The organism is [Zimmermannella] bifida NBRC 103089 (genome assembly GCF_001570925.1).
Lineage (GTDB): Bacteria > Actinomycetota > Actinomycetes > Actinomycetales > Microbacteriaceae > Gulosibacter > Gulosibacter bifidus.
Map to the genome: position 1 here is coordinate 26,925 of NZ_BCSP01000007.1, position 26,115 is coordinate 53,039.

The following is a 26,115-nucleotide window of genomic DNA, read 5'->3' on the forward strand; positions in this document are numbered from 1 at the left end:
AACCCCTGCCCGCCGAAGGAGCACCGTGAGCGTTCAGCGCAAACCACTCAGCCAAGTACAAGAGCGAGTCCTCGGGTTTATCGCCGAGCATTTGAATCGGCATGGCTTCGCGCCGACTATTCGCGAGATTGGCGATGCGGTGAATCTGTCGAGCTCATCGTCGGTATCGCACCAATTGGCTCAGCTTGAGAAGTACGGCTACATTCGCCGCCACTCCAACCAGGCTCGCACCCTCGAACTCCTTGTCGACGTGGCGCTGCCAGAAGCCCACGCCACGGTGGCGCCGAGCCCAACGGCCATGGTGCCGGTTGTCGGCCGAATTGCCGCGGGCATCCCGATTACCGCCGACCAACAGGTCGAAGAAATTTTTCCCCTACCCCGCCAGGTAGTTGGGGGCGGCGACCTCTTCTTGCTGCGCGTCAGCGGTGACAGCATGATCGATGCCGCGATTTGTGATGGTGACTGGGTTGTCGTGCGCCAGCAGCCGAACGCCGAAAATGGCGACATTGTCGCCGCCATGCTCGATGGCGAAGCAACCGTCAAGACGTTCAAACAGCGTGACGGGCACACCTGGCTGCTGCCACGCAACTCGGAATTCGAACCGATCCTCGGCGACCACGCCGAAATTCTCGGCCGCGTCGTTGCCGTACTGCGGTCGGTCTAAGGAGCACCCGCATCCACACAACTGCGCGCTGCAGCAACGCCCGCTGAAGCGCGCAACGAACTAGTTGTCGTAGTTCTGCTTGGGCAAGTCGAGCGAGCGTGATGCTGCCGGCTCACTGCCCGAGCGTGGCTTATGCCGAACTGACGGCCGCTTGCGCTCCGGCGCATCGGCACCACCCACACGAAACTCCGCGAACTGACCGAGCTGGTCCGGATGCACCAGCGCCCGCAGGTGCGTGCCATCGGTGTCATGGTGCTCGCGCAGCACGCCGCCCTGTCCGTGCAATTGCGAAACAAGGTCGCCGCGGTGGTACGGAATCACCAATTCGATCTCGACCTCGTGCACCGGCAGCATTTGGGCAATGCGCTCGAGCAACGTGTCAATTCCTTCACCCGTTCGTGCCGAAACGAACACGGCATCAGGTGCGAGGTTTCGCAGCACCATGCGCGTCGGCGCATCCACCAGGTCGGCCTTGTTAAACACGATGAGCTCTGGCAGTTCGTGTGCGTCGATCTCGGTAATGACTTCACGGACCGTGCGGATCTGTGCCGCCGGGTCTGGATGCGAGCCATCGACAACGTGAACGAGAACGTCACTTTCGGCGACCTCTTCGAGCGTCGAACGGAATGCCTCGACCAATTGGTGCGGCAAGTTGCGCACAAACCCGACGGTGTCAGCAATCGTGTGCGGACGACCATCAGCGGTCGTCGCCCGCCGAACCGTGGCGTCAAGCGTCGCAAACAGTTGGTTCTCGACCAGCACCCCGGCCTTCGTAATGCGGTTGAGCAGCGACGACTTACCGGCGTTGGTGTAGCCCGCAATGGCAACCGCCGGCACCTTGTTTCGCCCACGTTGCGCACGATTGGTGTCGCGAGCCGTCTTCATGCCCGCAATCTGACGGCGGAGCTTGGCCATGCGCGTGTGGATACGACGGCGATCAAGCTCGATCTTAGTTTCACCGGGACCGCGCGAACCCATACCGGCTCCGGCGGAACCCACCTGACCACCGGCCTGACGCGACATCGATTGACCCCAACCACGCAGGCGCGGCAGCAGGTACTCGAGCTGTGCGAGTTCAACCTGGGCTTTACCCTCGCGGCTCTTCGCGTGCTGACTAAAGATGTCGAGGATGACGGCGGTGCGGTCGATGACCTTCACCTTGACACGGTCTTCAAGTGCACGGCGCTGTGACGGCGCGAGCTCCGTGTCGGCGACAACCGTGTCAGCGCCGACTGCACGCACGATGTCGGCCAACTCTTCGACCTTGCCTCGGCCGAGGTAGGTCGTCGCGTCCGGATGCGGTCGACGCTGCAGCACGCCATCGAGCACAACTGCACCAGCGGTTTCACAGAGCGCGGCCAGCTCGTGCAGAGAGTTTTCGGCATCGGCGAGCGTACCTGCCGCATACACTCCGATCAGTACGGCGCGTTCCAGACGAACCTGGCGGTACTCAACTTCCGAGACGTCTTCGAGCTCGGTGGATAGGCCATCAACGTGTTGCAGCGAGCGACGTTCCTCACGTTCGAGCTGCAGGCCGTCATGGTCAGAATCAGCGACGGTGGATTCATCCTGTAGCGCAGTTGCGCGGCCGTCGGTAAATCGCGTCGTCGCGGTGCGATTCGACGTGCCGCGGGAGAGGACTCGGTCGATGACCGCGTCGCGCTTTGCCGCCTCGTCGGGAGCGCCGTCTTGGTTCGCGGTGTTGCCGCGTTCAACGTCTTGATGCATGTTCTGCACAAGAATACTTGCTGCGCTACGTTCATTACATGACTGACCACTATTTTTCGGCCGAACCGGCAACTGCCGAGGACCGTCACACCATGCAGATCGAGCTTGCTGGACGGACTGTCGAGGTGGTGTCAGCTAACGGCGTCTTTTCTGCCGAGCGACTCGACAAGGCCACGCGCATTCTGCTCGATGCGGTACCGCTGCCACCCGCATCCGGAAACGCGCTCGATATTGGCTGTGGTTGGGGACCGATCGCGCTATCGCTCGCGCTGCACTCACCCGAACTCAAGGTCTGGGCCATCGACGTCAATGAGCGCGCCCTCGATCTCACACGTCGCAACGCCGAATTGCTCGGGTGCAGCAACCTTGTAGCGGGCACCGCAGCGGTGGTTCCCGAAGAGGTGCGCTTCGATGTGATCTGGTCGAACCCACCGATTCGCATTGGCAAGGCTGAATTGGATGCGTTGCTCGCGACTTGGCTGCCGCGGCTGGCTCTCGGTGGTTCAGCGTGGATGGTTGTTGGCAAGAACCTTGGCGCAGATTCGCTCCAGCGGCGCTTGGCCGATTTGCTCGGCACGGATTTCTCGGTGCACCGACACAGCACATCGGGCGGATTCCGCATCCTGCGCGTGGATCGCGTGCAGTAGCGCAGCATGACTCGCACGCTGCTGCTTGAGCGGTGACCGCGGTAGTCACCCTGCCTGATGCGGCCCGCGGCGTCGAGTGGGCGACATCTCGCGAGCACTTGGGATTTGCAACTGAATTCGATACTGTACCGTCCAGACTGTTAGGCCTGGCGGTTGCGTTCGTGGCACCGTAACGCCGCCCGGCAGCGCCACAATTGTGATCGAAGCCACGTCAAAGGAGACCCGTGTTCGAGCATCCTTCGGTCCCCGCTATTCAGGGCACCACCGCAACTACCCACCACAAGGCGGCCGACCTACCTGTCCCGCGTGAACTCGTACCTTCCGAACATGCGCCAAGCGACGGCTGCGAAGCCGGCGTCACCGAGCTGGGTGAATTTGCCGGTTGCGAATACGGCATCTGGGAGATGTCGACCGGTGTCATGCACGACACCGAAGCCGAAGAACTTTTCGTCGTACTCGAGGGCAGTGCCACGGTCGAGTTTCTCGAACCGCGTTCGGCGTCGATCGAGATCGCCCCGGGAAGCGTCGTCACCTTTGCGGCCGGCACGAAGACGCGTTGGACCGTTCACAGTGAGCGTCTACGCAAGGTGTACCTGGCGCCATAGCGTGAAGCTCGCGGCGCGGCGCGTTCCTCAGCCCAGCCAGCATGTCCAGCTGGCTATCGCGGTTCACCCTGTGGCAGGGTAACCCGCGTATCGAATACGCGTTCTGCGCGACCGGCGAGCCCGAGGTGCTCGCCTTCTTCGGTCGGAAACATCCGCACCTGCAGTGGTCCGCCGTCGGTAGTGACTCGCCAATGGTTGGGGGCACGATTGCCGGCATCACTACCGGCCCAGTACCGAACGGCGAGCGCGGTTGCGGCAGCCGCGGTACCGCCCGCATCCGTGCCGCCTGAAACGGGCTGCCATGCCCGCATGCGCAACCAGCCGACGCTATCGCGCACGAGTGGCTCGTCGGGCACCACATAGGCGATCGTGGGGAGGTCGACAGGTTCAGGTTCGATCGTTGGCGCAGTATCGATGTGCACGGCGGCCAGTTCGTCGGCGTGTGCGAGCGCAATCACGATGACGCGGCTGCCCGCAAGTTCGATCTCGAGTCCGGGCCGCGGGATCTCGAGACCCGGAACCAACACGGTTGGTTCGTTCTGAATGAGCCGCCAACGCCCGAGGTCGAGTTGGAAACCGCCGCTGCCATTTGGTTGCACATCGTGGATGCCATTCACGGTGAGGATTGGCAGGGTTTCGGCCGGTGCGAGCTCTACGTGACCTTCGTCGATGAGGATGCGCGCGGCGGCGCGCAGTTCGTCGCCGTTAACGGGTTGCGGTGACCCGTCGAGGCGATATGCCTGAAGCTGCCAGTGCACCTGCTCAGCGGTGTGTTCGGGCGCGGTTGTTGGTGTGAGTTGCACGAAACCGCTGGCACCGATGCCGGTGCGGCGGTGGCACCACTGCGCCACTGTCTCGGGAGCACAAATTGCCGCGTCCTCGTCTTTGGCGACGTGCACCAAGTAGTCGGCACCGTTTGCGTGAACTTTGTGCAGCAGGATGGATTCGGTCATGTTGCGTTGCGCTCCCCTGTTGTCGTGCGTTGAAGTCTGTTGTGGCTAGGCGTTCGCACCGAGGCTGGTTCGGGGTAGCGCCGAGCAAACGGTGGCGGCTATGCCGTGCCTTCTCGGTTGAGGAATCCGGCTGCTTCGAGAACGGTTTGCGCCGCCCACGGATCGTCGGCTCGTAGCCTCAGCGCGGTGTCATAGCGACGGAACCACGACACCTGACGCCGCGCGTATTTGCGGGTGAGTTGTTGTGCACGCGCAATGGCTTCGTCCTGGTCGATTTCGCCGCGCAGCTGATCGGCAGCTTGCGCGTATCCGATGGCTTTGCCCGCCGTCGACTCGTAGACGAGTCCGGCTTCGAGGAGTGCGGCGGTTTCTTCTACGATGCCGTCACGCCACATGTCTTCAACCCGGGCGTCGAGCCGGGAAACGAGTTCGGGGCGTGGGACTTCGGCGAGCACCATTGTGGTTGGACGCCACCAACGCTGCTGTTCGGGGAGCTGCGACGAGAACGGTTCACCGGTTACTGCAATTGCTTCGAGCGCTCGTACGATGCGTCGGCCGTTGGCCGGGTCGATGTTGGTTGCAGCTTTCGGATCCACCGCTTCAAGTTCGCGATAGAGCGTCCCCGGGCCTTCATCGATGAGGCGTTGTTCGAGCGCGGCGCGCACCTCGGGGTCGCGGCCAGGGAAGCTGAGGTCAAACACGACCGAGGCAATGTACAGACCTGACCCGCCAATAAGGATAGGGACCGCATCCCGTTCGAGGATCTCGGTAATTACTTGCCGGGCGCGCTCTTGGTACCAGGCAACGGTCGCGTTTTCGGTCACGTCAAGCTCGTCAAAGCAGTGGTGTGGAATACCGCGCCGCTGGATCGGTGGCAGTTTCGCGGTACCGATATCCATGCCGCGGTACAGCTGCATGGCATCAGCGTTCACGATCTCGGCACGAACGCCGTGCCGGCCGAGTAGTTCGGCAACATCGAGTGAGAGACCGGTCTTGCCGGTTCCCGTGGCCCCGCCAATAACGATCAATTGCGAGCGTGTTGCTGCCGGTTCGGTACCCGACCCGTCGAGTGCGGGTGCGGCGCCGTTGATCAACTCGCTCACCATGCGGGTTCGCTAGTTATTCGTTCCGTTGGATGCGGTGCCGGCGCTGCTGGGTGCGCCGATACGAAGCGTCGGCAGACCGAGGTTGACGGCGCCTGCTGCGGCGTCATTGGTGCCAGTGCCGCAGGATGCGGCTTGGGCCGCGTCCCATGCGTCACCGGCACGCGTACGGCGGATGCGGAGCGGTACTGATGCCGGTGCGTCGGCTACGAGATAGCTCGGGGCACCGCGGGTAATTTCGACGGTGACTACGTCGCCCGGTCGTGGCAGTTCACCCGTTTCTGGCGCGGAGAAGTGCACCAGGCGGCCGTCTTCGGATCGCCCGGTGAGACGGTGCGTTTCGCCGTCTTTCTTGCCCTCGTCAACCGAGACGAGTACCTGCTGCGTCGTGCCGACGAGCTTCTCGTTCTCTTCGAGCGAGATGCGGTGCTGTAGCGCAATCAGGCGCTCGAACCGTTCCTGCACGACTTCCTTTGGCACCTGGTTGGGCATGGTTGCCGCCGGGGTGCCTTCGCGAATCGAGTATTGGAAGGTAAAGGCGCTCGAGAATCGCGCCTGTTCGACAACACGCATGGTGTCCTCGAAGTCTTCGTCGGTCTCGCCGGGGAAGCCGACGATGATGTCCGTCGTGATTGCCGCGTGCGGGATGCGTTCGCGCACGCGGTCGAGAATGCCGAGGAATTTGCTGGAGCGGTACGAACGACGCATTTCCTTGAGGATGCGGTCGGAGCCCGATTGCAGCGGCATGTGCAGCTGTGGCATAACGTTGTGCGTTTCTGCCATGGCGTCGATGACGTCGTCGGTGAAGGCTGCCGGGTGCGGGCTGGTGAAGCGCACGCGTTCGAGTCCTTCAATGTCGCCGCAGGCACGCAGCAGTTTCGAGAACGCCTGGCGGTCACGGAACTCGACGCCGTACGAGTTCACGTTCTGGCCGAGCAGTGTGACTTCGATGGCGCCCTGGTCGACGATGGCCTTGACCTCGCTCAGGATGTCGCCGGGGCGACGGTCCTTTTCTTTGCCGCGCAGGGCCGGAACGATACAGAACGTGCAGGTGTTGTTGCATCCAACCGAAATCGAGACCCAGCCCGAATAGGTGGAGTCGCGCTTGGTCGGCAGGGTCGAGGGGAAGGTCTCGAGCGATTCGAGCAGTTCGACCTGCGCTTCTTCGTTGTGTCGGGCACGTTCGAGCAGCACCGGCAGCGAACCCATGTTGTGGGTACCAAAGACCACATCGACTTGAGGAGCGCGTTCGACGATCTGTTGCTGTTCCATCTGCGCCAGGCAGCCACCGACGGCGATCTGCATGCCGGGATGCTCGCGTTTGCGGCTCGCGAGCTGGCCAAGGTTTCCGTAGAGCTTGTTGGCAGCGTTCTCTCGAACGGCGCAGGTGTTGATGACGATGACGTCGGCGTCTTCGGTGTCGGACTCGGCGTAGCCGGCTGCGAGTAGCGAGCCGGTGATGCGTTCGGAGTCGTGCACGTTCATCTGGCAGCCGAGCGTGCGCACGTAGAACGTACGCGCACTGCCGTCGATGTTTCGTGATGCGGGCGAAGGCGCAATAGTGGTCGCTGTCTCAGTCATAACCAGTCGATTCTACGTTCGTTCTGTGTTTCCTGGCACCCCGGGTTTCCGGAGGTGATCGGGGCGACGCGGCCGAGCCACCTCTGGCGTGCCGATATCTGGATGCCTATCGGAAGCGCGGCCCGCCACCCGGGCTGCCGTTTGGTCGATTGCCCGACTTTCCGAACCCGCCACTCGGCCTGCCGCCACGATTCCCGAGCGCTTCGTTGACAACGCGGCCAACGAGTTCGCCGCTGAACCCGCGGCGAGCAAGGAAGCTGTAGAGGCGACGTGTTGCCGCTTCGGGCTCCACACCTCGCAATCTGGATGCGCGGGCAAGCGCGATCTCGAGCGCTTGGTCGTACTCGGCGTCGCGGTCAAACTCGCCCAGCGCGTCGTCGATCACAACATCATCTAGCCCGCGTTTACGCAGCTCTCGTTCCATTCCCGTGCGGCCAAGACCTTTACGAGACAGGGCGCCGGATACGAGTTGCTCCGCAAGCCGACTGTCGTCGATATACCCGCGCGCACAGAACTCATCGAGCAACTGCATCCGCTCGGTGTCGTCGAGCTCGGTGTCTCGACGGAGCATGTCGGAACACTCGCTCAGTGACTTGTCACTTCGTGCGAGCGCTTTCGTTAGCAAACGTTTGGCATCGTCAATTTGCGCTTGCAGGTCATCGGATGCATTCGGCTCGTCTATTCCCGCGGGTTCGAATTCGACGGGGTGTGAACGATCTGCACCGATAGCAACGACGTTATTCGGTGATGCAACTGAATCGAGTTGAGTCACGGACGATTTACGCGGGGTGGCAGGCGGTTTCGTGGTTCGGTTTCGCGAGGTCGCATCATCGATTTGCGTTGACCGTGCACCAGGGAATCGAATGACGTTGGTGGTCGGTGTTGGCTCGCTTGCCTCAGCCGTGCCTGACTCGACTTCGGCGATCTTTGCGCGCAGGCGTGCGAGCGCATCCTGCTGTTGCTCACCGCTGGGTTGCTGCACCTCGTCAGGCGTTCCGCCCAGTTCGGTCCAATCTCCGGCTACGTCGGTTTCCGAGGGTTCTAACCGCCGTTGCGCCGACGCTTCGGGGTCCGCTTCCGCAACCTCGTTGTTGGCTCCCAGCACTACATCGAGCTGTGCATCGTTGGCTGCTTCGCTGCCTGCTCCAGGCCCGGAAGTGCCCCAACTCCCCCAGCGGGCGTCGTCGTCAACGTCGTTTACCGATGCGTTTGAAGATGCCTGGGAGGTGTCTGCCGACTCGTCAACGGATGCTTCACCGTCTTGGTTTCGCGCGGGAAACGCAAGCACGCGACCGAGCTTTGGCGTTTCGTTCGTACCATCGTTGCTGTGCATCATCGCCCCTCTATCGTTATCGCCAGATGTGTGACTACTGCTTGGTTTGCCCATTCACACCAGGTAACCGGCGCGATGGCAGATTCGTAGTCAATACCTATGAAGCAGCGCGGGCCCACCGGTATTCCGGTAGGCCCGCACCACACCGGCTAGGCGATGCGTTCGATGACTTCGCCAGTCTCTTCGTCGACAATCGGTTCGAGTTCCGCGTTTGGGTCCTCGCGAATGCCGAGCTTGATCAGGATCTTGTTCTCGATCTCGTTCGCAATGTCGGCGTTCTCGATCAGGTACCGGCGTGCGTTCTCCTTGCCCTGCCCGAGCTGGTCGCCTTCGTAGGTGTACCAGGAACCCGACTTCTTAACGAAACCGTGGTCGACACCAAAATCGATCAGCGAGCCCTCACGCGAAATACCGTGACCGAACAGGATGTCGAACTCGGCCTGCTTGAACGGTGGTGCCATCTTGTTCTTAACGACCTTGACACGCGTACGGTTACCGACAGCGTCGCCGCCGTCCTTCAGCGTTTCAATGCGTCGAATGTCGAGGCGCACCGAAGCGTAGAACTTCAGCGCCTTACCACCCGAGGTGGTTTCCGGTGAGCCAAAGAACACACCGACCTTTTCGCGCAGCTGGTTAATGAAGATTGCCGTGGTCTTGGTCTGGTTGAGCCCACCGGTCAGCTTTCGCAGTGCCTGCGACATGAGGCGTGCCTGCAAACCAACGTGCGCATCGCCCATCTCACCTTCGATTTCGGCGCGCGGCACCAGCGCCGCTACCGAGTCGACGACAACCAGGTCGACAGCACCGGAACGAACGAGCATGTCGGTAATCTCGAGTGCCTGCTCACCAGTGTCTGGCTGCGAAACGAGCAGCTGGTCGATGTCGACACCGAGCTTGCGTGCGTATTCCGGGTCAAGTGCGTGTTCCGCGTCAATGAACGCTGCAATACCGCCATTGCGCTGGACATTTGCGATTGCGTGCAGCGCAACCGTCGTCTTACCCGACGATTCTGGTCCGTAAATCTCAACGATTCGTCCGCGTGGCAAACCACCGGTGCCGAGCGCCACATCAAGCGCAACTGAGCCGGTTGGGATGATTTCTACCGGGGCACGCTCACCGGAGCCCAGGCGCATGACCGAGCCCTTGCCGAAGTGACGGTCAATAGCAGAGAGTGCAGTTTCGAGGGCTTTCTCGCGGTCTTTTGGTGCTGGCATTGGGTGCTCCTTAAATGCGGTGATCGTTGTGCCCATAGGCTGTTTCGCGCTGATGTAGAGCACGCAAACAGGGCGTGTGATCGTGTGGTGAATTGGTTAGCTTGAGCGTACGAGCAGCCACCGACATCAGTCGGGTTGAACTCGTTCGCTGTGGATAACTCACTTTCCACAGGACCAGGATCAAACCTAGCCCAATTCGAACACTCGTTCGAATCACACTCGGCGTGTCTTGATTACATTTTCGGATCAAGACGGCCAACGCCGTGACGGCGCGAGGCCGGGACCTGCATGGCGACACACAGCGCCAACCAAACGTCGCGTGCATCCACGCCGGCTGCCAGCGCATCGGCAGCGGTGCGCTCCCCCAACTCGCTGATCACGAGATCACGCACGATCGAGGCCCCGTACACGGCGCCGAATTCGTCAGCTACGGCTCGGTGAAATTCGCTCAGTCGCACGGTGGTTCCTTTTGCAAGAGTGGCCGCGATGAAGAACACCGTCACCACGGGTGTGGATGCACCAGGTTAGCAGCACGAAAAACGCGCCCCGTGTTCGGGACGCGTTCGTCGTACATGCGGCGATAGCCCGCACGGGCTTGTGCACTATCGCAGCGAAACGGACGTTTCCTTGCGAGCACCGCCGCGCTCGAGCAGGTCGTCAGGCACGGTATCTGGGATGACACCCATGAGACGCGCCTCGCGCTCTGCAATCTGTTCATGCGAGGCCAGGCGGTTTCCCACCTCAAAGTAGATGCTCGACAGCGGCGTATCCAATGCTTCGGCAACCGATGCGAGGATCTCGCTCGAGACCTCTTTCTGTCCACGCTCGATCTCCGACAGGTATCCCAGCGCGACCGATGCTCGGCCGGCAACCTGGCGCAGCGTGTCACCGCGACGAAGACGGACGTCCCGAAGCACTTCGCCCATTTCGTGACGTACAAGGACCATGAGGGACCTCCTTTCCAAAGTTCACTGGCTGCTCACGCAACCAAATTCGAGTTATGCAGTCTACAACTCGCCCATGAGCGAATCTATTCCCAACACATCCAAAATAAATGTGCATCAGCCTGTTGCGGCCGCCACCTCACGCAACCGCCAGCCTCGGTGCCACGCATTCCCAGGGCAGACAGTGCGCTAACGGTCGTCCTCTGCATTCTCGAGCAGGTGCTCGAGCAGGTTGAACATGGTCGCTTCGACCGTGGCCATGCGGATCCGCTGGCGTGACCCCACCGGGTCATCGGCACGCACCAGGTTGCTGAAGTCGAGCTTGACCACGCGCTCACCCCAAAGCGAGCTAATCCCCACAAACACGGTGCCAGCAGCTTGACCGTCCGCAGGATCGGGGCCGGCAACTCCTGTTGTTGACACACCAATGTCGATGCTGCGTGCGTCGGTATCAAGCTCACCACGCACGCCCTGCGCCATCTGCAACGCAACCTCAGCGTTAACAGCGCCAGCAGCCGCGAGCAGCGACGCGTCAACACCAAGCAGCTTGGTCTTAACTTCGTACTGATACGCCACGATGCCGCCCTGGAACGACTCCGAGATCCCGGGGACGCGCACAAGTTCTGCAGCGACGGCACCACCGGTCAACGATTCTGCCGTCGCGATCGTGAGGTCCGCATCCATCAGCACATGCGCGAGCTTCGACGTGGTGTCGGCAATCGCATTGATCTCGCCGGTTGGCACCGGCGGCAGCTTGGGCAACTCCGCAGCTGCAGCGGGGGCTGCGGCGGGCGAGTCAATAATCTCAACCGGCTCAATCAGCCGGGCCTGCGCGGCATGCTGCTCCCCCAATGGCATGGCGTAGGGCTCAGTTGGCGTCATGTTGTTGTCGTTCGTGCCCTGCACTGCGGCTCCTGGATGGTTTAGGTTACGGGATCATCGATCGTCGCGGTGGTCAGTGGTCGGCGAAGCAGCCGGCTTCTGCCAGTATGCCCGCACGAGGTAGTCGATTCCCGACCAAAGCGTGAGTACGAAGGCGATTGCCATCAGCACGGCGTTTACCGTGTGCATCCACTCGCCGAACAGCTGCGGGAACGGCGCGAGCGCGAATGAAATCGCGACCGCCTGCATGACCGTCTTGAGCTTGCCGCCGCGGCCAGCGGGCAGCACGATTCGTCGTGCCTCGATGAGGCGCCAAACGGTGATGCCCAGTTCGCGGAACAGGATGAGTCCGGTCACCCACCAGGGCAGCTCACCGAGAATCGAACACGTAACGAGCGCGGCACCGGTAAGCGCCTTGTCGGCGATCGGATCAAGCAGCTTGCCGAGGTCGCTGATGAGGTTCCGGCTGCGTGCCAAGTAACCGTCAACGGCATCGGAGGCAATCCCCACGACGAATAGCGCGAGGGCAATCCATCGCCACGGACCATACTGCTGGCCGTCGAGGAACAGCGCCGCGACCATTGCCGGAGCAAACCCAATTCGCACCACGGTAATGATGTTTGGTACGGCCCATGGACTTACCGGGCCCTCACCACGGCGCCAAATACGCGCGCCGCTGCTCATGCTGCCTCCACGATTGCGGTGTCGGTCTTGTGCTTGTCGATGATGGGCACAGCGCTAGTCACGATCGGTCAGTTCCCATGCGTCTTCGCTCGGCGCTTCGACTTCTTCGAGGCCCGCATACTGCTGCGCGACCATGTCGCCGACGGCGTCCTGACCGTACTGGTCGTCGTAGCCTTCCGCTTGGTTGCTTACGCCTGCGGGGGCATCGGCGCCTGCCGGTGGTGCTTCGCCGCGGAGCATTGCCAACACTTGTGGCAATTCTTCGGGCGTGACGAGCACATCGCGCGCCTTCGAGCCCTCGGAAGGACCGACGATCTCGCGCGACTCCAGCAGGTCCATCAAACGTCCCGCCTTGGCGAAACCAACGCGCAGCTTTCGCTGCAGCATCGATGTCGACCCAAACTGCGAGTTAATAATGAGCTCCGCGGCCGCAAGCAGCGGTTCGAGGTCGTCACCGATGTCGGAGTCGATCTCGCGCTTCTCGGCCGGAGCCGTAACGTCCTTGCGATATTCCGGCTTGGCCTGATCCTTGACGTGCTTCACGACCTGGTGGATTTCGTCGTCGCTCACCCACGCGCCCTGCACACGGATTGGCTTGGAGCCTTGCGGCGAGAACAGCGCGTCACCCTGACCGATCAGCGTTTCGGCGCCGACCTGGTCGAGGATGACTCGTGAGTCAGTCGAGCTGGTGACGGCGAAGGCGAGACGCGATGGCACATTGGCCTTGATCAGACCGGTTACCACGTCAACCGATGGACGCTGCGTTGCCAGCACCAGGTGGATACCGGCGGCACGTGCGAGCTGCGTGATGCGCACGATCGAGTCTTCCACATCGCGCGGTGCGGCCATCATCAGCTCGGCAAGCTCGTCGACCACGACGAGCAGGTACGGGTAGGGCTTCAGCTTGCGCTTGGATCCTTCAGGCAGTTCGACCTGGTCTGCGCGAATCGCCGCGTTGAAGTCATCGATGTGGCGGAACCCGAAGTTCTCGAGGTCGTCATATCGCATCTCCATTTCCTTCACGACCCACTGCAGCGCCTCGGCGGCCTTCTTCGGGTTCGTGATGATTGGCGTGATTAGGTGCGGCACACCCGAGTATGGCGTCAGCTCGACGCGCTTCGGGTCGACCAACACCATGCGCACCTCGGCCGGTGTCGAACGCATCAGCAGCGACACGATCATCGAGTTCACGAAGCTCGACTTACCCGAACCGGTCGAACCGGCAACGAGCAAGTGCGGCATCTTGGCCAGGTTCGCGAGCACGAATCCGCCCTCAACGTCCTTACCGACACCAATAGTCATCGGGTGGCTGGCCTTGATCGCCTTCTGCGATGCGAGGACATCACCGAGCTGCACCGTTTCGCGGTCGGAGTTCGGAATCTCAATACCGATTGCCGACTTGCCCGGGATTGGCGAGAGGATACGAACCTGGTTGGAGCGCACCGCATAGGCGATGTTCTTCGACAGGTTGGTAACCTTCTCAACCTTGGTGCCAGGGGCAACTTCAACTTCGTATCGAGTGACCGTCGGGCCACGCGAAAAGCCCGTTACCTGCGCTTCAACGTTGAACGATTGGAACGTTTGGTTGAGCGCGGCGATGGTCGCGTCGTTTGCGTCGGTGCGCTGCAGGGGTTCGCCACCACGCACCAGCGATTGCGACGACGGCAACGAGTAATCCGCATCCTGGCTACTTGCGGCACCGCGGGAATCCCACGAAGCCGTCTCGTCTTCTTCTACGGCAGCGAGGGCGTCTGCTTCGCTCGGCTCACCGGTTGTTGCGGCATTCGATCCCGCGAGGGATGCAGCGCTCGATTGCGCGGGCGCGTTCGGCACCGCGCCCGGTTGCGTGCCTGGCTGCGTGCCTGGGATAGGCATCGGTGCGGTTCCGTTTCGGCCAGGCTGTGGCTGCGCATTGCCGGATGCGGCCGGACGCTGCTGCGGGGGCACCTGCTGTTGGTGTGGCAGGAACGGCGATTGCGCATCCGAAAGAATCTCTGTGGGGTTCTCGAGCGGAGCGGGTTCGCCAAAGATATCGAGCGGCGATGCATCTTCACTCGGCGGCTGCACCTGCGAGTACTCGTCAGCGCCACCACGGCGACGCTTCTTCTTGCCTCGCGAGTTGAGTACGCGGGTTTCGGCGCCCTCTCGGTTTGCCGGATCCACGATCGGAGTGTCGTAGGCGGGCTCAACTTCGCGGCCGGTGTCGTTACGACGCCACCACGGCAGCTCGTCATCATCAACGGCGCTAGTCGCACGCTCGCCGCCCTTGGAATCGCTCTCGGTGCCCGCATCCGTTGCGTGGTGGCGCGCACCGTCGGCACCAACCAGCCAGTTCCAGCCTTCGGCCACACGCTGCGGCAGCTGGCGAGGCGGGGTCTTCGTGATCACAAACAGCGAGAGCACGAACAGTGCCGCAAGCAGAATCGTGGCACCTACTGGCGTGATGATGGTGCCAAGGGAACCACCGATCATCCAACCGAAGATGCCGCCGCCGCGAGCAAGCTCGGGCATGCCAGCTTGAGGCTGCGGTTGGCCCGTGTGCAAGTGGCACAGCGAAGCGGCACTGAATACTGCCAACGCAAGTCCGGTGAACACACGACCGTTCTGCGACACGGTGGGCGGATTGAAGTACAACCAGAACGCGAAACCTGCGAGAACGACTGGCAGCGCGTACGAAACCAGCCCGAACAAGCCGCCAAAGGTGAACGCGTTGAGGTGTTCGGCGAACCCATTACCCGGGAAAAACCAGAGCGTCACGCCGCCGATGATCGACATCAACAGCAAGACGGTCGGGAAGGTATCCCGACGGTCCTCTTTGGCGAGTGAGTCGGGGCCGACGGAACGGACGGCGCCGCCGATGGCGTGCGCAAATCCGTTCCACATCTTGACGCCGGTACCGAGTTCTTCGTCGGTGAATTGGACTTTCGTATCCGTTTGCTTACCCGAAGTCGAGCGTCCCCGGGCACCAGATTTGCCCGAGTTTCCGCTCGTTGATCGCTTGGAAGCATTATTCGACATGTCATACACCGTACGTCCAGCATCCGACACCGCCGGGTAAGCGTGCCGCCCGCCAACAATTTTCCTTGGCGAGAACGTAACGATTCAGGTCACGGGTGTCAGAAATTCAGCCCGCCGGTAACAGTCGCGCATCAGTACTGCCGAATGACGCAAACTCATACCTTCGTATGACGTCGCCGTGCTAGTTTCGGGCACGCGCCAATTACGCCAAAGACGTGTTTCGGGGATGCCTTGGCGCGCGCATGCCTCGCAAGTTCTGGAGGACTTTTCATGGAAAACCAAGGCATGCCAATGCGCCTTGCTGCTGAGTTCCTGGGCACATTCGTGCTCGTATTCGGCGGTTGTGGCTCGGCAATCTTCGCAGCCCAGGTCATGGACACCGAGGCCGGTGTCAACATGGGCATCGGATTCCTCGGTGTCGCCCTCGCATTCGGTCTGACCGTCATGGTCATGGCCTACGCCGTGGGTCACATTTCGGGTGGCCACTTCAACCCGGCCGTCACCATCGGTACCGCACTTGCTGGCCGCACCGACATCAAGGACATCGTTCCGTACATCATCACGCAGATCATCGGCGCCAGCGCTGCCGGTGGCGTGCTCTACCTCATCGCATCGGGCAAGGAAGGCTTCAACGCGGTTGAGTCCGGCTTCGCCACCAACGGTTTCGCTGAGCGTTCGCCGGAGGGTTACTCGCTCATCGCCGTTCTCGTCGCCGAGGTTGTCCTCACCGCGATCTTCCTGTTCGTCATCCTCGGTGCCACCGACCGTCGCGCACCGAAGGGCTTCGCGCCGATCGCGATCGGCCTGTCGCTGACGCTCATCCACCTCGTTTCGATCCCCGTATCGAACACCTCGGTCAACCCGGCGCGTTCGCTCGGTGTTGCTTGGTTCGCCGGTGGCGAGGCACTCTCGCAGGTTTGGCTGTTCATCGTTGCACCGATCATCGGTGCCGCAATCGCCGGTGTGCTCTTCAACGTGATCTTCCCAGACCGCGCTGACGTCAACGACGAGATCGCCGAACTCGTCGCCAACGACCAGAACCAGTAGCGTGTGACCGCGAGCAGCCGCATCCGAGCAGCTCGCGTAACGCCAACACAAAACCGGCGGGTAAGTTGTCTGACTACCCGCCGGTTTTTTGGTGCTTGTTACCGCGTCTCGGGTAACAAGCGTCACTTAATCAGCGTCGTGAACTGGCACCGAGTCGGCATCGTTCGAGAGCATCACGACCGGCACGATCATCGGGCGGCGACGCTGCTTGGTGCCTGCCCAGCGACCAACGACGCGACGAACGACCTGCGAAAGGCGGTACACATCCCGCACGCCGTCATCGAGTGCATCCTCGAGTGCCTTGCGAACCTGCGGTACGACCGGCTCAAACACGTCGTCGTCCGGTGCGAATGCACGGGCGTGGATTGCAGGACCGGCAATGATCTGGCCTTCAGCGGGGTCGATGACCGCGTAGATCGAGATAAAGCCTTCTTCAGAGAGCGTGACGCGGTCCTTGATGTCGTCTTCGGTCACGGCGCCAACGGTCTTGCCGTCAACGTACACGAAGCCAACCGGCACCTCGCCAACCTTTGTTGGCACACCGTCACGCATGTCGATGACGCCACCATTTTCGGTGATCACCGTGTTGCCCGGCAGCACGCCGCTGCGAACCGCAATGTTGGCGTTGGCAACGAGGTGACGGTATTCGCCGTGCACCGGCATCGCGAACTCTGGCTGAATCACGTTGTAGCAAGTGAGCAGCTCTTCAGAGAATCCGTGGCCCGAAACGTGCACGCGGGCGTTGCCCTTGTGCACGACGTCAGCGCCAGCCTTCATGAGGTTGTTGATCATGTTCGATACCGGTACTTCATTACCCGGCACCAGGCTGGATGCGAGAATCGCGCGGTCACCCTCGGTTACGCCGATCGCATGGTCGCCCTGCGCGATGCGGTTGAGCACGGCGAGCGTTTCACCCTGCGAACCGGTGCAGATGAACACGACGCGATCGCGCGGCAGTTCGAGCGCCTTCTTGTGGTCGATGATCGTGTTTGCGGGCGCGCGCAGGTAGTCGAGGTCAAGCGCGATGCCCATGTTGCGGGTCATCGAACGACCGACGAACGCCACCTTGCGGTTGCTGGCAACAGCCGCGTTAACGATGTGCTGCACGCGGTGAACGTGGCTCGCGAAGCTTGCGGCGACGACGCGCCCCTTCGCGGTGCGAACCGCTTCGTGGATAGCTGGGCCAACGCTCATTTCGCTACCGGAGTGGCCCGGTACTTCGGCGTTGGTCGAGTCGCACAGAAAGAGGTCGACGCCCTCCCGCCCCAGGCGCCCGAAGGCGCGCAGGTCGGTCAGGCGGCCGTCCATCGGGGTCTGGTCGATCTTCATGTCGGCCGAGTGGATGAACGTACCCGCCTTGGTCGTAACGTGTACGGCCAGCGAGTCTGGAATCGAGTGGCTAATCGACACGAATTCGCAGCGGAACGGGCCGAACTCTTCGACGTCGCCTTCATGCACCGTGAGGGTGTACGGACGAATGCGGTGCTCCTTGAGCTTGGCTTCAACCAGCGCGAGCGTGAACGGCGAACCGATTACGGGAATGTCCGGCTTGCGCTTGAGCAGGTACGGTACACCACCGATGTGGTCTTCGTGGCCGTGCGTCAGGAAGATACCAACGACATCATCGAGACGATCGAGCAGCATCTTGAAGTCAGGCAAGATGAGGTCAACACCGGGCTGGGTGGACTCAGGGAAGAGCACACCGCAGTCGATGATGAAGATCTTGCCGTTGATCTCAAACGAGGTCATGTTGCGGCCGACTTCACCAAGGCCGCCGTGCGGAATAATTCGGAGCGTATCGGCCGGCAGCTTCGGCAGCTTGGTCGGCACGATGTCCGGGTCAGTACTGGTCATGTTTCACCTGTCGGTATTGGGCGGATGCGAACCGGCAGTTGGTGCTGGGCCGCTGTCCGCGTCGGGTAACGCTTAGCGCGTTGTGCCCGCGATCCTTGGCAGTGCACCGCCGGCGGCGGCATTGCGATCGGGGCGGAAGTTTGAAAAGTCGATGCCTTCGATGTCCGTTACCGCGGCCACATCGTTTTCGATGAGGGTGGCTTCCCATTCTTCTGGGCCGACCAGCGGTAGGCGGACGCGCGGGCTCGAGATGCGTCCGAGTCCGTGCAGGATGTATTTGGTTGAGACGGTGCCCGGTACGTGCGTCATCGTGGCACGAGCGAGCGGTTCGAGTGACTTGTGTGCGGCCGTTGCTGCCGCGAGGTCGCCGCGGTTAACCGCATCCACCATCGTGCGATACGGGGCGGGCGCGATATTTGCGGTAACACCGATGAGTCCGGTTGCACCGATGGCCATTGCCGGCAACGCCATCGCGTCATCACCGGCGAAGTACATGAGGTTGGACTCCCCCAGCACCTGTGAGACCTCGGCAAGGTTTCCCTTGGCGTCCTTGACGGCCAGGATGTTCGGGTGCTTTGCGAGGCGCAGGATGGTCTGGCGTCGGATCGGCACACCGGCACGGCCGGGAATGTCGTAGAGGATGACGGGCAGGTCGGTAGCGTCAGCAACCATGCGGAAGTGCGTCAGCACACCGGCCTGGGTTGGTTTGTTGTAGTACGGGGTGACGGCCATAATGGCGTCGGCACCTGCAGCTTCGGACTGCTTCGCGAGCTGGATCGCGTGCGCGGTTTCATTGGAGGGACCGCCCTGGATGATCTTGGCGCGATCTCCGGCGACCGACTTCGTAACGCGAACGAGTTCGAGTTTCTCCGCGTCGGTAAGTGTGGAGGTCTCTCCGGTTGTGCCCGACACGACGATGCCATCGACCCCGTCGGCCACCAATTGATCAACGTGCCGCTCGACATCGGACCACACGACTTCACCATCGTGATCCATGGGGGTAATGAGCGCTACGAGTACTTGACCAAATGGATTTTCAACAGACACCCCTCAAGGTTACCGGGTGCCCGCTAATTACGGGGAAGTGTGCGAATAACTGGCACGCTTCCTCGTTCGGTCTGCGAAAATGAACGGTATGACTTCGCCGACTGACGACGCCCCCGCACGCCCCTGTCCGATGATGACCGCGCTGTGACTGCTCCCGGCACTCCTGCGGAGCTTGCAGTCGAGGGTTCGGATGCGGATGCGATCGCGGACCGCAAGGCGGAGGCACGCTCGAAGTACCGCATCCGTTCGTTCTCGATGCGCGGCCACAATCGTATGGCACGCGACTACGACGAGGTACTCGAACAGCATGCGCCCACGTACTTGATTGATCTTCCGGCTGGCCCGAGCACGGCCACGATCGCGGCGGATGCGCGTGTTGATTTGGATGCGGAGTTCGGTCGCCGTGCACCACTCGTTGTAGAGATCGGCCCGGGTAATGGCGAGCAGCTGACGCACGCTGCGGCCGCGCACCCCGACTGGAACTTTGTGGCGTTTGAAGCCTGGCACCCGGGCGTTGCCAAGTGCATCGGCAACTTTGCGCGCGCGGGGCTGACGAATGTGCGAATTATTGAGGCGGACGCCGCGCAGGCGTTGCCGATTATCTTCGGGCTCGAAGTGAGCACGGATGAATTGGCCACGCAGGGCGGGTACGGCGTGGGCGTTGACGGTACCGGTGCGACGACTGGCCGTCGTGACCCGTCGCATCCAAATGCCTCAAACCCGCTGGCACATGAACTCTGGACGTTCTTCCCCGACCCGTGGCGCAAGGCGCGTCACCACAAGCGTCGTCTGGTGAACGAAGTGTTTGCCAGCACGGTTGCCGGCATTCTGGAACCGGGCGGTACGTGGCGCTTGGCGACGGACTGGGAAAACTACGCCTGGCAGATGCGCAATGTGGTTGAGGATTCGCCACACTTCGACAATCCGCACTTGGGTGAACGCCCGGATCCGGCCGATGACGAACCTGAGCGCGGCGGCTTCGCGCCGCGGTTCGAGGGGCGCCTGCTGACGCACTTCGAGGAGCGCGGTCAGCTTGCCGGTCGCCCCGCCCACGACATCGTCGGCGTGCGCAAGGAGCTCGCGTAACGAAGTGAACATCGCTGTCCCCAGATCGTTTACTTGTGGTGCTACGATCTGGCGCCCCACGAGGGAGGGCAACTCTCCCCCGATCTTCAACGGCGAGGAGGACAGCATGGCCACACTGTATATTCGCGAAGACGAATTAGGAATGGCCGGTGAACGACTATCGGAGGTCGCATCCGAGATGACGAATCCGACTCTTTCCGAGTGCGCTGCGGCGGAATCATTAGCTATGCCGGGGGGGCAACGAAGCCGACTTAGAAGGCACGACCGACGCCATAACGAGGCTCTTAAGAAATCTTACTTCAGTCATTGCTGAAGCCAGTAATGACTGTTACGCGGTAGCCGACGACTTTGAACACGTCGACTCAGCGCTTGCCAAAGCCTTTGAAGTCACGTTGGGAGACGGCCGATGACGACTTGGGAGGATCTTAGGAGTTGGGATGATGCCCCTCTGGAGGCCGCATTGCATCGACCAGCTACATGATTCAGCAATCCAATAGCTACGGCAACATAAGTTACATTCAATGACCAGAAATAGAGCACCCCGAACACAGTGCTTTGTTGTGGTTCTGTTTTTCCTAGCGGGCCACATGGCTGGGTGCACGCATCCAACATCGCCAGATCCCCCTAACTACCCCAGCCACTCGGCCAGTGAAATGAAAGAACGCTCGCTCGAACTGCAGCGGGAAATTCTGGACGTAATGCCTCCGGAAGCCATCAAAGGAAACTCACTTCCAGGGCCGGGCGAACTTGAATTCACCTTGCTCGAATGCGAACCCATTTTCTCGAATGAGAACGATTCGAATGCTGGGCAACAGGCCGTTCAATACCCGGGAACATTTGCTGTGGAGTTGAACGATGAGGCCCAAGGAAGTGATATTGCCAATGCGATACTGGCCGACACCCTGGAGTCATTGCCAGAACTCAGCCCAGTCAACGAAGGCGATTCTCCAGGACTGGGCGTGAATCTTTCAACGAGCGATGGGTTCATCATCAGTATCGATACCGTTCGTCCAAAAGGCAGCAAGTCTGCCGTGGTGCAGGTCGACGTCTGGAGTCCGTGTTTTTACCCGAGCGAAGGCACGCTGCCACCGGGCAGCCAGGTCTGATGGCCGCACCTTCACTGATCGCAGGTATTCCTAGCCCGCAAATATAAGCATTTGGCAACAAGCCGTTTACCATTGGTTGCCCGAAGCTGGTATCTTCCGCTACTCGGCAGACGGCGCCACTGAGCGCATCGCCCGCTTCGACGAGAAGCTCTTCACCCCTGGTGCTGCTGACTTCATGACCAACGACGAAGAGAGCTCGGGAATCATCCCAGTTCCGTTCCTCGGCGAAGGTGCATTCCTGCTTGACGCTCAGGTACACGCTGGAACCGGAGACAACGTCACCGTTCAGCACGGCCAGCTGATGCTCATGCGCATCGAAGAGCCAACCCCGACCACCACTGCGGAACCGGTAGAAACCACCGAAGCACCGGTTGAGACCACTGAGGCTCCGGTTGAGACCACTGAGGCTCCGGCTGAGTCGACCGAAGCTGCGGCAACCACCGCTGCGCCGGTAGCTGGCGAGAAGAACGACGCTGCTGGCGACCTGGCAGCAACCGGTAACGAGTTCAACCCGGTACTGCCTGCTGGTCTGGCCGTTGCCGCCGGTGCCGTAGGTACCTACCTGGTTGCACGTCGTCGCGGATTTGCTGACGAGGCGTAAGCCACTCACCACGGCGGGGTGCACCTTCGGGTGTGCCCCGCTTTTGGGTTTCCTGGGTGGTTCGTTGCGCGTTTAGCTGGCGGTCTTCGGTTCTATTGAGCGCTGTGGTGTGCTGCGGCTCATCATTTTGGCCGCACCGGATGGTTTTGGCAGTCAAATAAACGATTTTGATGAGCCGGAGCACACCGTCGCCGAACGAGTCGTCGCAAAACTGTTACAACTGTCACCTTTTGCCGCTTTTCGCGACGCTACGGGCCAAGTCTGCCGGTTTTGGTGACAGTTGGAACACTCGCGAACCGCAAGAAGTCGTTTGACTCATCAATTGCGACATTTCGCGGCCAAATTCCCGCCGAAACCCCCGTTTTGATGAGCCAAACGACGCCTCCCCGTCCCAAGCACGCAGTGTCAGGACGTCAGAGCACAGACAACAGGCACAGGGCTAGCGCTACGCGACGCGATCGACTGCCCGCTCGACAACCAGACCGTCGTCGGGCAGTTCGATCCGTACTGATGCGATACCGTTCGCATCCACCCGCACCGTTTCGATGACGCGTGGGCCCTGATCGGTGCGTTCAACCGGCACCGCGTTCAGGTCGCGGCCGTCACGCAAGTGTGCGGCGAACGGAACCGCGACCGTCGTCAGCGGCGAAATATCCCCTGTGGCCTCGCCACGCGCGTCCACCGCCGAGTACTCGACAAACCGGAACCAGCCCACATTGTGTGCCGCGCGGTACTCGCGCCGGGCCACGACGCTGCCATCGGCATCGGGCAGCGCATCGGGCGCAACCAGCGCATCAAACGTGACGCCCGCACCACCCTGGCGTTCACGGAACACCCCAATCCCCCGCGCCAACCGGTCGCGCAAGCGGTAACCAGATTCGGGACTCGCCGCGATCGCCAACCCAATTGCGGTGGATGCGGCTGGGTACGGCGAGCGGTGCACGCGGCGCCCGAACCGCTCACGCAACAGACGCGGCACCAACGGCAACCCGCTGGCACCACCAACGAGGTAAATACCCGCGATGTCGGTATCGACCAGCCCGGTGTCCACCCGCTCACCGATCAGCGGCAGCATCGCTTCCATGCTGCGCGCAACCAACGGCGCCGACGCCTCATAGAACTCGTCGACCGGCACCACAACGTCGTCATCGCCGATCTCAAGCACCATGCGACGCGATTGCGGCGCCAAGCGCTCCTTTGCCGTGCGAGCTTCGTCAAGCAGTCGCCCGCGCGCACGGTCACCGAACACGTCATCGGTTCGCCCCGCGTGGGCAAGCGCCAGATCGGCCAAGACCGCATCGAAGTCATCGCCACCCAGCTTGCTGATGCCGAGCGAGCGAATCACCTCGTGGTCGGTGCCGTCGATGCGCACCAATGAGGCATCGAACGTGCCACCACCTAGGTCATACACGAGCACACTGGTGCGCTTCGAGTTAATGCCGCGCGGATGACGGTGCGTGTATTCGAACGCCGCAGCGCTGGGCTCATTCACGAGCGCGATGACTTCGATGTCGGCACGAGTAAACGCGTCTAGGGTCAGCAATCGCTGCGCACTGTGCGCATTCGCGGGCACACCAATAACCGCTTCGATCGGCTCATTGTTGCATTCGCCACCCCAAAACGGGCTGTTGCGAATCTGCTCGGCAACATGCGTCGCGAACGCGACCAGCACCTCGTTCAGCGGGCGTTGGATAGGGCCGAACCGCACCGGCGTATCGGCTGTAACCGTCGGCAATGCCAGCAATCGCTTGAACGAACGCACCAGCGTAAGCCCGTCATGCTGCCGCTCGAGTGCATCGTGGCCGCAAACAAACTCGTCACCATCAAGTGCGATCGCCGTCGGAATGTGTTCGTGCGAGTCACCGAGCGGGTCCGTGACTCCGAGCACCGGATAGTTGCCGCGGTCGGCAACTGCGATCAGGGTTCGGGTAGTGCCAAAGTCAATGCCAACGCGCATGCCAAGCACGCTAACAACCGCCGGTGACGACAGGGTTACGGGCACCCGCAAATGGTTGCAGGCACACCGCATCCACCCGGCACACGACCGCGAGCGCTACTTCTTCTCTTCGACGTCGCCCGAAAGTGCCGCGATGAACGCCTTCTGCGGCACCTCGACGCGACCAACCATCTTCATGCGCTTCTTACCTTCCTTCTGCTTCTCGAGCAGCTTGCGCTTACGGCTAATGTCACCGCCATAGCACTTGGCAAGAACGTCCTTGCGGATCGCGCGGATAGTTTCTCGAGCAATGATGCGGGCACCAATTGCGGCCTGGATCGGTACTTCGAACTGCTGCCGAGGAATCAGCTTGCGCAGGCGCTCGGCCATCATCGTGCCGTAGCTGTAGGCCGAGTCGCGGTGCACGATTGCGCTGAACGCATCCACCTTTTCGCCCTGCAGCAGGATGTCGACTTTGACCAGGTCGTCGGCCTGGTCACCGATCGGTTCGTAGTCGAGCGAGGCGTAGCCCTGCGTACGCGACTTGAGCTGGTCGAAGAAGTCGAACACGATCTCGCCCAGCGGCAGCGTGTAGCGCAGTTCGACGCGCTCTTCGGAGAGGTACTCCATCGAGATCAGCGAGCCGCGGCGAGATTCGCACAGCTCCATGACCTTGCCGATATATTCCTTCGGCACCAGGATGCTCGCGCGCACGATCGGTTCGCGCACTTCGCTGATCTTGCCTTCCGGGAACTCCGACGGGTTGGTGACGTGGTGCGTCACGCCGTCTTCGGTCACGGCGTCGTAGGTCACGCTTGGCGCGGTGGTGATGATGTCGAGGTCGAACTCACGTGAAAGTCGCTCGGTGATGATCTCGAGGTGCAGGAGCCCGAGGAAACCAACGCGAAAACCAAATCCGAGCGCGACCGAGGTTTCGGGTTCGTAGTTCAGGGCAGCGTCTTCGAGCTTGAGCTTGTCGAGCGCTTCGCGCAGGTCGGTGTAGTCGCCGGCTTCGATCGGGTACAGACCCGAGAACACCATGGGCTTCGGTTCGACATAACCTGGCAGGCCTTCGGTCGCCGGCTTGGTCGCGTTCGTGACAGTGTCACCAACCTTGGACTGGCGCACGTCCTTCACACCGGTAATGAGGTAGCCCACTTCACCAACGGCAAGGCCCTTCGCCTTCTTCGGCTCCGGCGATGAGACACCGAGCTCAAGCAGTTCGTGGTTGGCACCGGTCGAGATCATCTGGATCTTCTCGCCAGCACGAATCTCGCCATCAACGACACGAACGTACGTCACCACGCCGCGGTAGGTGTCGTAGACCGAGTCAAAGATCATGGCGCGAGCGGATGCGTCGCGGTCGCCCTTTGGTGCCGGGATGCGGTCGACAATACGGTCGAGTAGCGCTTCGACACCCATACCGGTCTTACCGGAAACCCGCAGGACGTCTTCGGGGTCGCCGCCGATCAGGCCAGCGATTTCTTCGGCGTAGCGTTCGGGATCGGCTGCCGGGAGGTCAATCTTGTTGAGGACCGGGATGATTTCGAGGTCGTTCTCGATGGCCAAATACAGGTTGGCGAGCGTTTGCGCTTCGATGCCCTGTGCCGCATCCACGAGCAGTACCGCACCTTCACAGGCTGCGAGCGAACGCGAAACCTCGTACGAAAAGTCAACGTGACCGGGGGTGTCGATCATGTTGAGGATGAAGTCTTCTTCATTGACGTGCCACGGCATGCGCACGGCCTGCGACTTGATCGTGATGCCACGTTCGCGTTCGAGGTCCATCTTGTCGAGGTACTGCGCGCGCATCACGCGGTCTTCAACGGATCCGGTCAGCTGCAGCATGCGGTCGGCCAGGGTCGATTTTCCGTGGTCGATGTGCGCAATGATGCAGAAGTTGCGGATGCGCTCAGCGGGTGTCGCGAGCGGCTGCAAGATGTTGGGCTGTTTCGGCATGGTGTCCGCAATTCTCGCATGTATTGCGCGGCTTGTGGGGCGGCCTGCCGCGGATGTCAGAACCACTCATGAATAAATCGCGTGCATCCGAGTCGCCTGGCTGGTAAAGTTGAGCGTTGGCTT

At 61.5% G+C, this 26,115-nt stretch carries 23 protein-coding genes; 7 read left to right on the plus strand and 16 right to left on the minus strand.

Going from position 1 to position 26,115, the window contains the following annotated elements; genetic code table 11:
* Positions 1–25: 25 nt before the first annotated feature.
* Positions 26–664 (plus strand): transcriptional repressor LexA, encoded by a 639-nt coding sequence (lexA, locus tag ZBI01S_RS06685; protein WP_083524591.1) that lies wholly within the window; start codon positions 26–28, stop codon positions 662–664.
* A gap of 60 nt (positions 665–724) precedes the next feature.
* Here lexA and hflX read toward each other — a convergent pair whose 3' ends face one another.
* Complete coding sequence (gene hflX / locus ZBI01S_RS06690) at positions 725–2,392, minus strand: GTPase HflX (RefSeq protein WP_066058316.1); 1,668 nt, start codon at positions 2,390–2,392, stop codon at positions 725–727.
* A 38-nt stretch (positions 2,393–2,430) separates the two neighbouring features.
* On the opposite strand from hflX, the gene ZBI01S_RS06695 reads away from it, so the two are divergent.
* Both ZBI01S_RS06695 and ZBI01S_RS10015 read left to right on the plus strand, forming a co-directional pair.
* On the plus strand, positions 2,431–3,039 hold the full coding sequence (locus tag ZBI01S_RS06695; protein WP_066058198.1) for a class I SAM-dependent methyltransferase: 609 nt from the start codon (positions 2,431–2,433) through the stop codon (positions 3,037–3,039).
* 224 nt (positions 3,040–3,263) lie between these two features.
* Positions 3,264–3,644: a cupin domain-containing protein gene (locus ZBI01S_RS10015; RefSeq protein WP_222822373.1), complete on the plus strand. Its 381-nt coding sequence runs from the start codon at positions 3,264–3,266 to the stop codon at positions 3,642–3,644.
* 53 nt (positions 3,645–3,697) lie between these two features.
* Here ZBI01S_RS10015 and ZBI01S_RS06705 read toward each other — a convergent pair whose 3' ends face one another.
* From ZBI01S_RS06705 to ZBI01S_RS06750, 10 genes are all read right to left on the minus strand, one after another.
* Complete coding sequence (locus ZBI01S_RS06705; protein WP_066058201.1) at positions 3,698–4,597, minus strand: diaminopimelate epimerase; 900 nt, start codon at positions 4,595–4,597, stop codon at positions 3,698–3,700.
* Positions 4,598–4,695: 98 nt separating this feature from the next.
* Positions 4,696–5,703 (minus strand): tRNA (adenosine(37)-N6)-dimethylallyltransferase MiaA, encoded by a 1,008-nt coding sequence (gene miaA, locus ZBI01S_RS06710; RefSeq protein WP_083524592.1) that lies wholly within the window; start codon positions 5,701–5,703, stop codon positions 4,696–4,698.
* Positions 5,704–5,712: 9 nt separating this feature from the next.
* Positions 5,713–7,281: a tRNA (N6-isopentenyl adenosine(37)-C2)-methylthiotransferase MiaB gene (gene miaB, locus ZBI01S_RS06715; protein ID WP_066058204.1), complete on the minus strand. Its 1,569-nt coding sequence runs from the start codon at positions 7,279–7,281 to the stop codon at positions 5,713–5,715.
* A gap of 106 nt (positions 7,282–7,387) precedes the next feature.
* Positions 7,388–8,614: a regulatory protein RecX gene (locus ZBI01S_RS06720; RefSeq protein WP_159421438.1), complete on the minus strand. Its 1,227-nt coding sequence runs from the start codon at positions 8,612–8,614 to the stop codon at positions 7,388–7,390.
* Positions 8,615–8,763: 149 nt separating this feature from the next.
* Positions 8,764–9,828, minus strand: a complete 1,065-nt coding sequence (gene recA / locus ZBI01S_RS06725; protein ID WP_066058324.1) for a recombinase RecA — start codon at positions 9,826–9,828, stop codon at positions 8,764–8,766.
* 233 nt (positions 9,829–10,061) lie between these two features.
* Positions 10,062–10,286: a DUF3046 domain-containing protein gene (locus ZBI01S_RS06730; protein ID WP_066058326.1), complete on the minus strand. Its 225-nt coding sequence runs from the start codon at positions 10,284–10,286 to the stop codon at positions 10,062–10,064.
* A gap of 144 nt (positions 10,287–10,430) precedes the next feature.
* Positions 10,431–10,775 (minus strand): helix-turn-helix domain-containing protein, encoded by a 345-nt coding sequence (locus ZBI01S_RS06735; RefSeq protein WP_066058210.1) that lies wholly within the window; start codon positions 10,773–10,775, stop codon positions 10,431–10,433.
* A gap of 186 nt (positions 10,776–10,961) precedes the next feature.
* Positions 10,962–11,678: a CinA family protein gene (locus ZBI01S_RS06740; protein ID WP_066058213.1), complete on the minus strand. Its 717-nt coding sequence runs from the start codon at positions 11,676–11,678 to the stop codon at positions 10,962–10,964.
* Positions 11,679–11,708: 30 nt separating this feature from the next.
* Positions 11,709–12,338 carry a CDP-diacylglycerol--glycerol-3-phosphate 3-phosphatidyltransferase gene (gene pgsA, locus ZBI01S_RS06745; protein WP_066058216.1) on the minus strand — a complete coding sequence of 210 codons (630 nt, stop codon included), beginning with the start codon at positions 12,336–12,338 and terminating at the stop codon, positions 11,709–11,711.
* 54 nt (positions 12,339–12,392) lie between these two features.
* Positions 12,393–15,356: an FtsK/SpoIIIE family DNA translocase gene (locus tag ZBI01S_RS06750; protein WP_066058329.1), complete on the minus strand. Its 2,964-nt coding sequence runs from the start codon at positions 15,354–15,356 to the stop codon at positions 12,393–12,395.
* A gap of 270 nt (positions 15,357–15,626) precedes the next feature.
* Between ZBI01S_RS06750 and aqpZ the strand changes: the two genes are divergently transcribed.
* Positions 15,627–16,403, plus strand: coding sequence for an aquaporin Z (gene aqpZ, locus ZBI01S_RS06755; RefSeq protein WP_066058218.1), 777 nt, complete (start codon positions 15,627–15,629; stop codon positions 16,401–16,403).
* 126 nt (positions 16,404–16,529) lie between these two features.
* Here aqpZ and ZBI01S_RS06760 read toward each other — a convergent pair whose 3' ends face one another.
* Together ZBI01S_RS06760 and dapA are read right to left on the minus strand one after the other, a co-directional pair.
* Positions 16,530–18,257: a ribonuclease J gene (locus tag ZBI01S_RS06760; protein ID WP_066058221.1), complete on the minus strand. Its 1,728-nt coding sequence runs from the start codon at positions 18,255–18,257 to the stop codon at positions 16,530–16,532.
* Between the two features lie 72 nt (positions 18,258–18,329).
* On the minus strand, positions 18,330–19,304 hold the full coding sequence (gene dapA, locus ZBI01S_RS06765; RefSeq protein ID WP_083524594.1) for a 4-hydroxy-tetrahydrodipicolinate synthase: 975 nt from the start codon (positions 19,302–19,304) through the stop codon (positions 18,330–18,332).
* 144 nt (positions 19,305–19,448) lie between these two features.
* Here dapA and trmB point away from each other — a divergent pair, with 144 nt between their 5' ends.
* The 3 genes from trmB (at position 19,449) to ZBI01S_RS06780 (ending at position 22,097) form a co-directional block, all read left to right on the plus strand.
* On the plus strand, positions 19,449–20,390 hold the full coding sequence (gene trmB, locus ZBI01S_RS06770) for a tRNA (guanine(46)-N(7))-methyltransferase TrmB (protein WP_245610564.1): 942 nt from the start codon (positions 19,449–19,451) through the stop codon (positions 20,388–20,390).
* Positions 20,391–21,043: 653 nt separating this feature from the next.
* Entirely contained in the window at positions 21,044–21,496 is a 453-nt protein-coding gene (locus tag ZBI01S_RS06775) for a hypothetical protein (protein ID WP_066058227.1), read from the plus strand.
* 76 nt (positions 21,497–21,572) lie between these two features.
* Positions 21,573–22,097, plus strand: a complete 525-nt coding sequence (locus ZBI01S_RS06780) for a hypothetical protein (protein ID WP_066058230.1) — start codon at positions 21,573–21,575, stop codon at positions 22,095–22,097.
* A 445-nt stretch (positions 22,098–22,542) separates the two neighbouring features.
* Here the strand turns inward: ZBI01S_RS06780 and ZBI01S_RS06785 are convergent, their stop codons facing one another.
* From ZBI01S_RS06785 to lepA, 3 genes are all read right to left on the minus strand, one after another.
* The gene (locus tag ZBI01S_RS06785) at positions 22,543–24,018 is read right to left on the minus strand and encodes an Hsp70 family protein (protein WP_370664374.1); all 1,476 of its coding nucleotides are present in this window, start codon (positions 24,016–24,018) and stop codon (positions 22,543–22,545) included.
* Positions 24,015–24,071 carry a hypothetical protein gene (locus ZBI01S_RS10230; RefSeq protein ID WP_370664375.1) on the minus strand — a complete coding sequence of 19 codons (57 nt, stop codon included), beginning with the start codon at positions 24,069–24,071 and terminating at the stop codon, positions 24,015–24,017. Before ZBI01S_RS10230 ends, ZBI01S_RS06785 begins: the two co-directional genes overlap by 4 nt.
* Before the next feature lie 79 nt (positions 24,072–24,150).
* The gene (gene lepA / locus ZBI01S_RS06790; RefSeq protein ID WP_066058233.1) at positions 24,151–25,992 is read right to left on the minus strand and encodes a translation elongation factor 4; all 1,842 of its coding nucleotides are present in this window, start codon (positions 25,990–25,992) and stop codon (positions 24,151–24,153) included.
* Positions 25,993–26,115 lie beyond the last annotated feature (123 nt).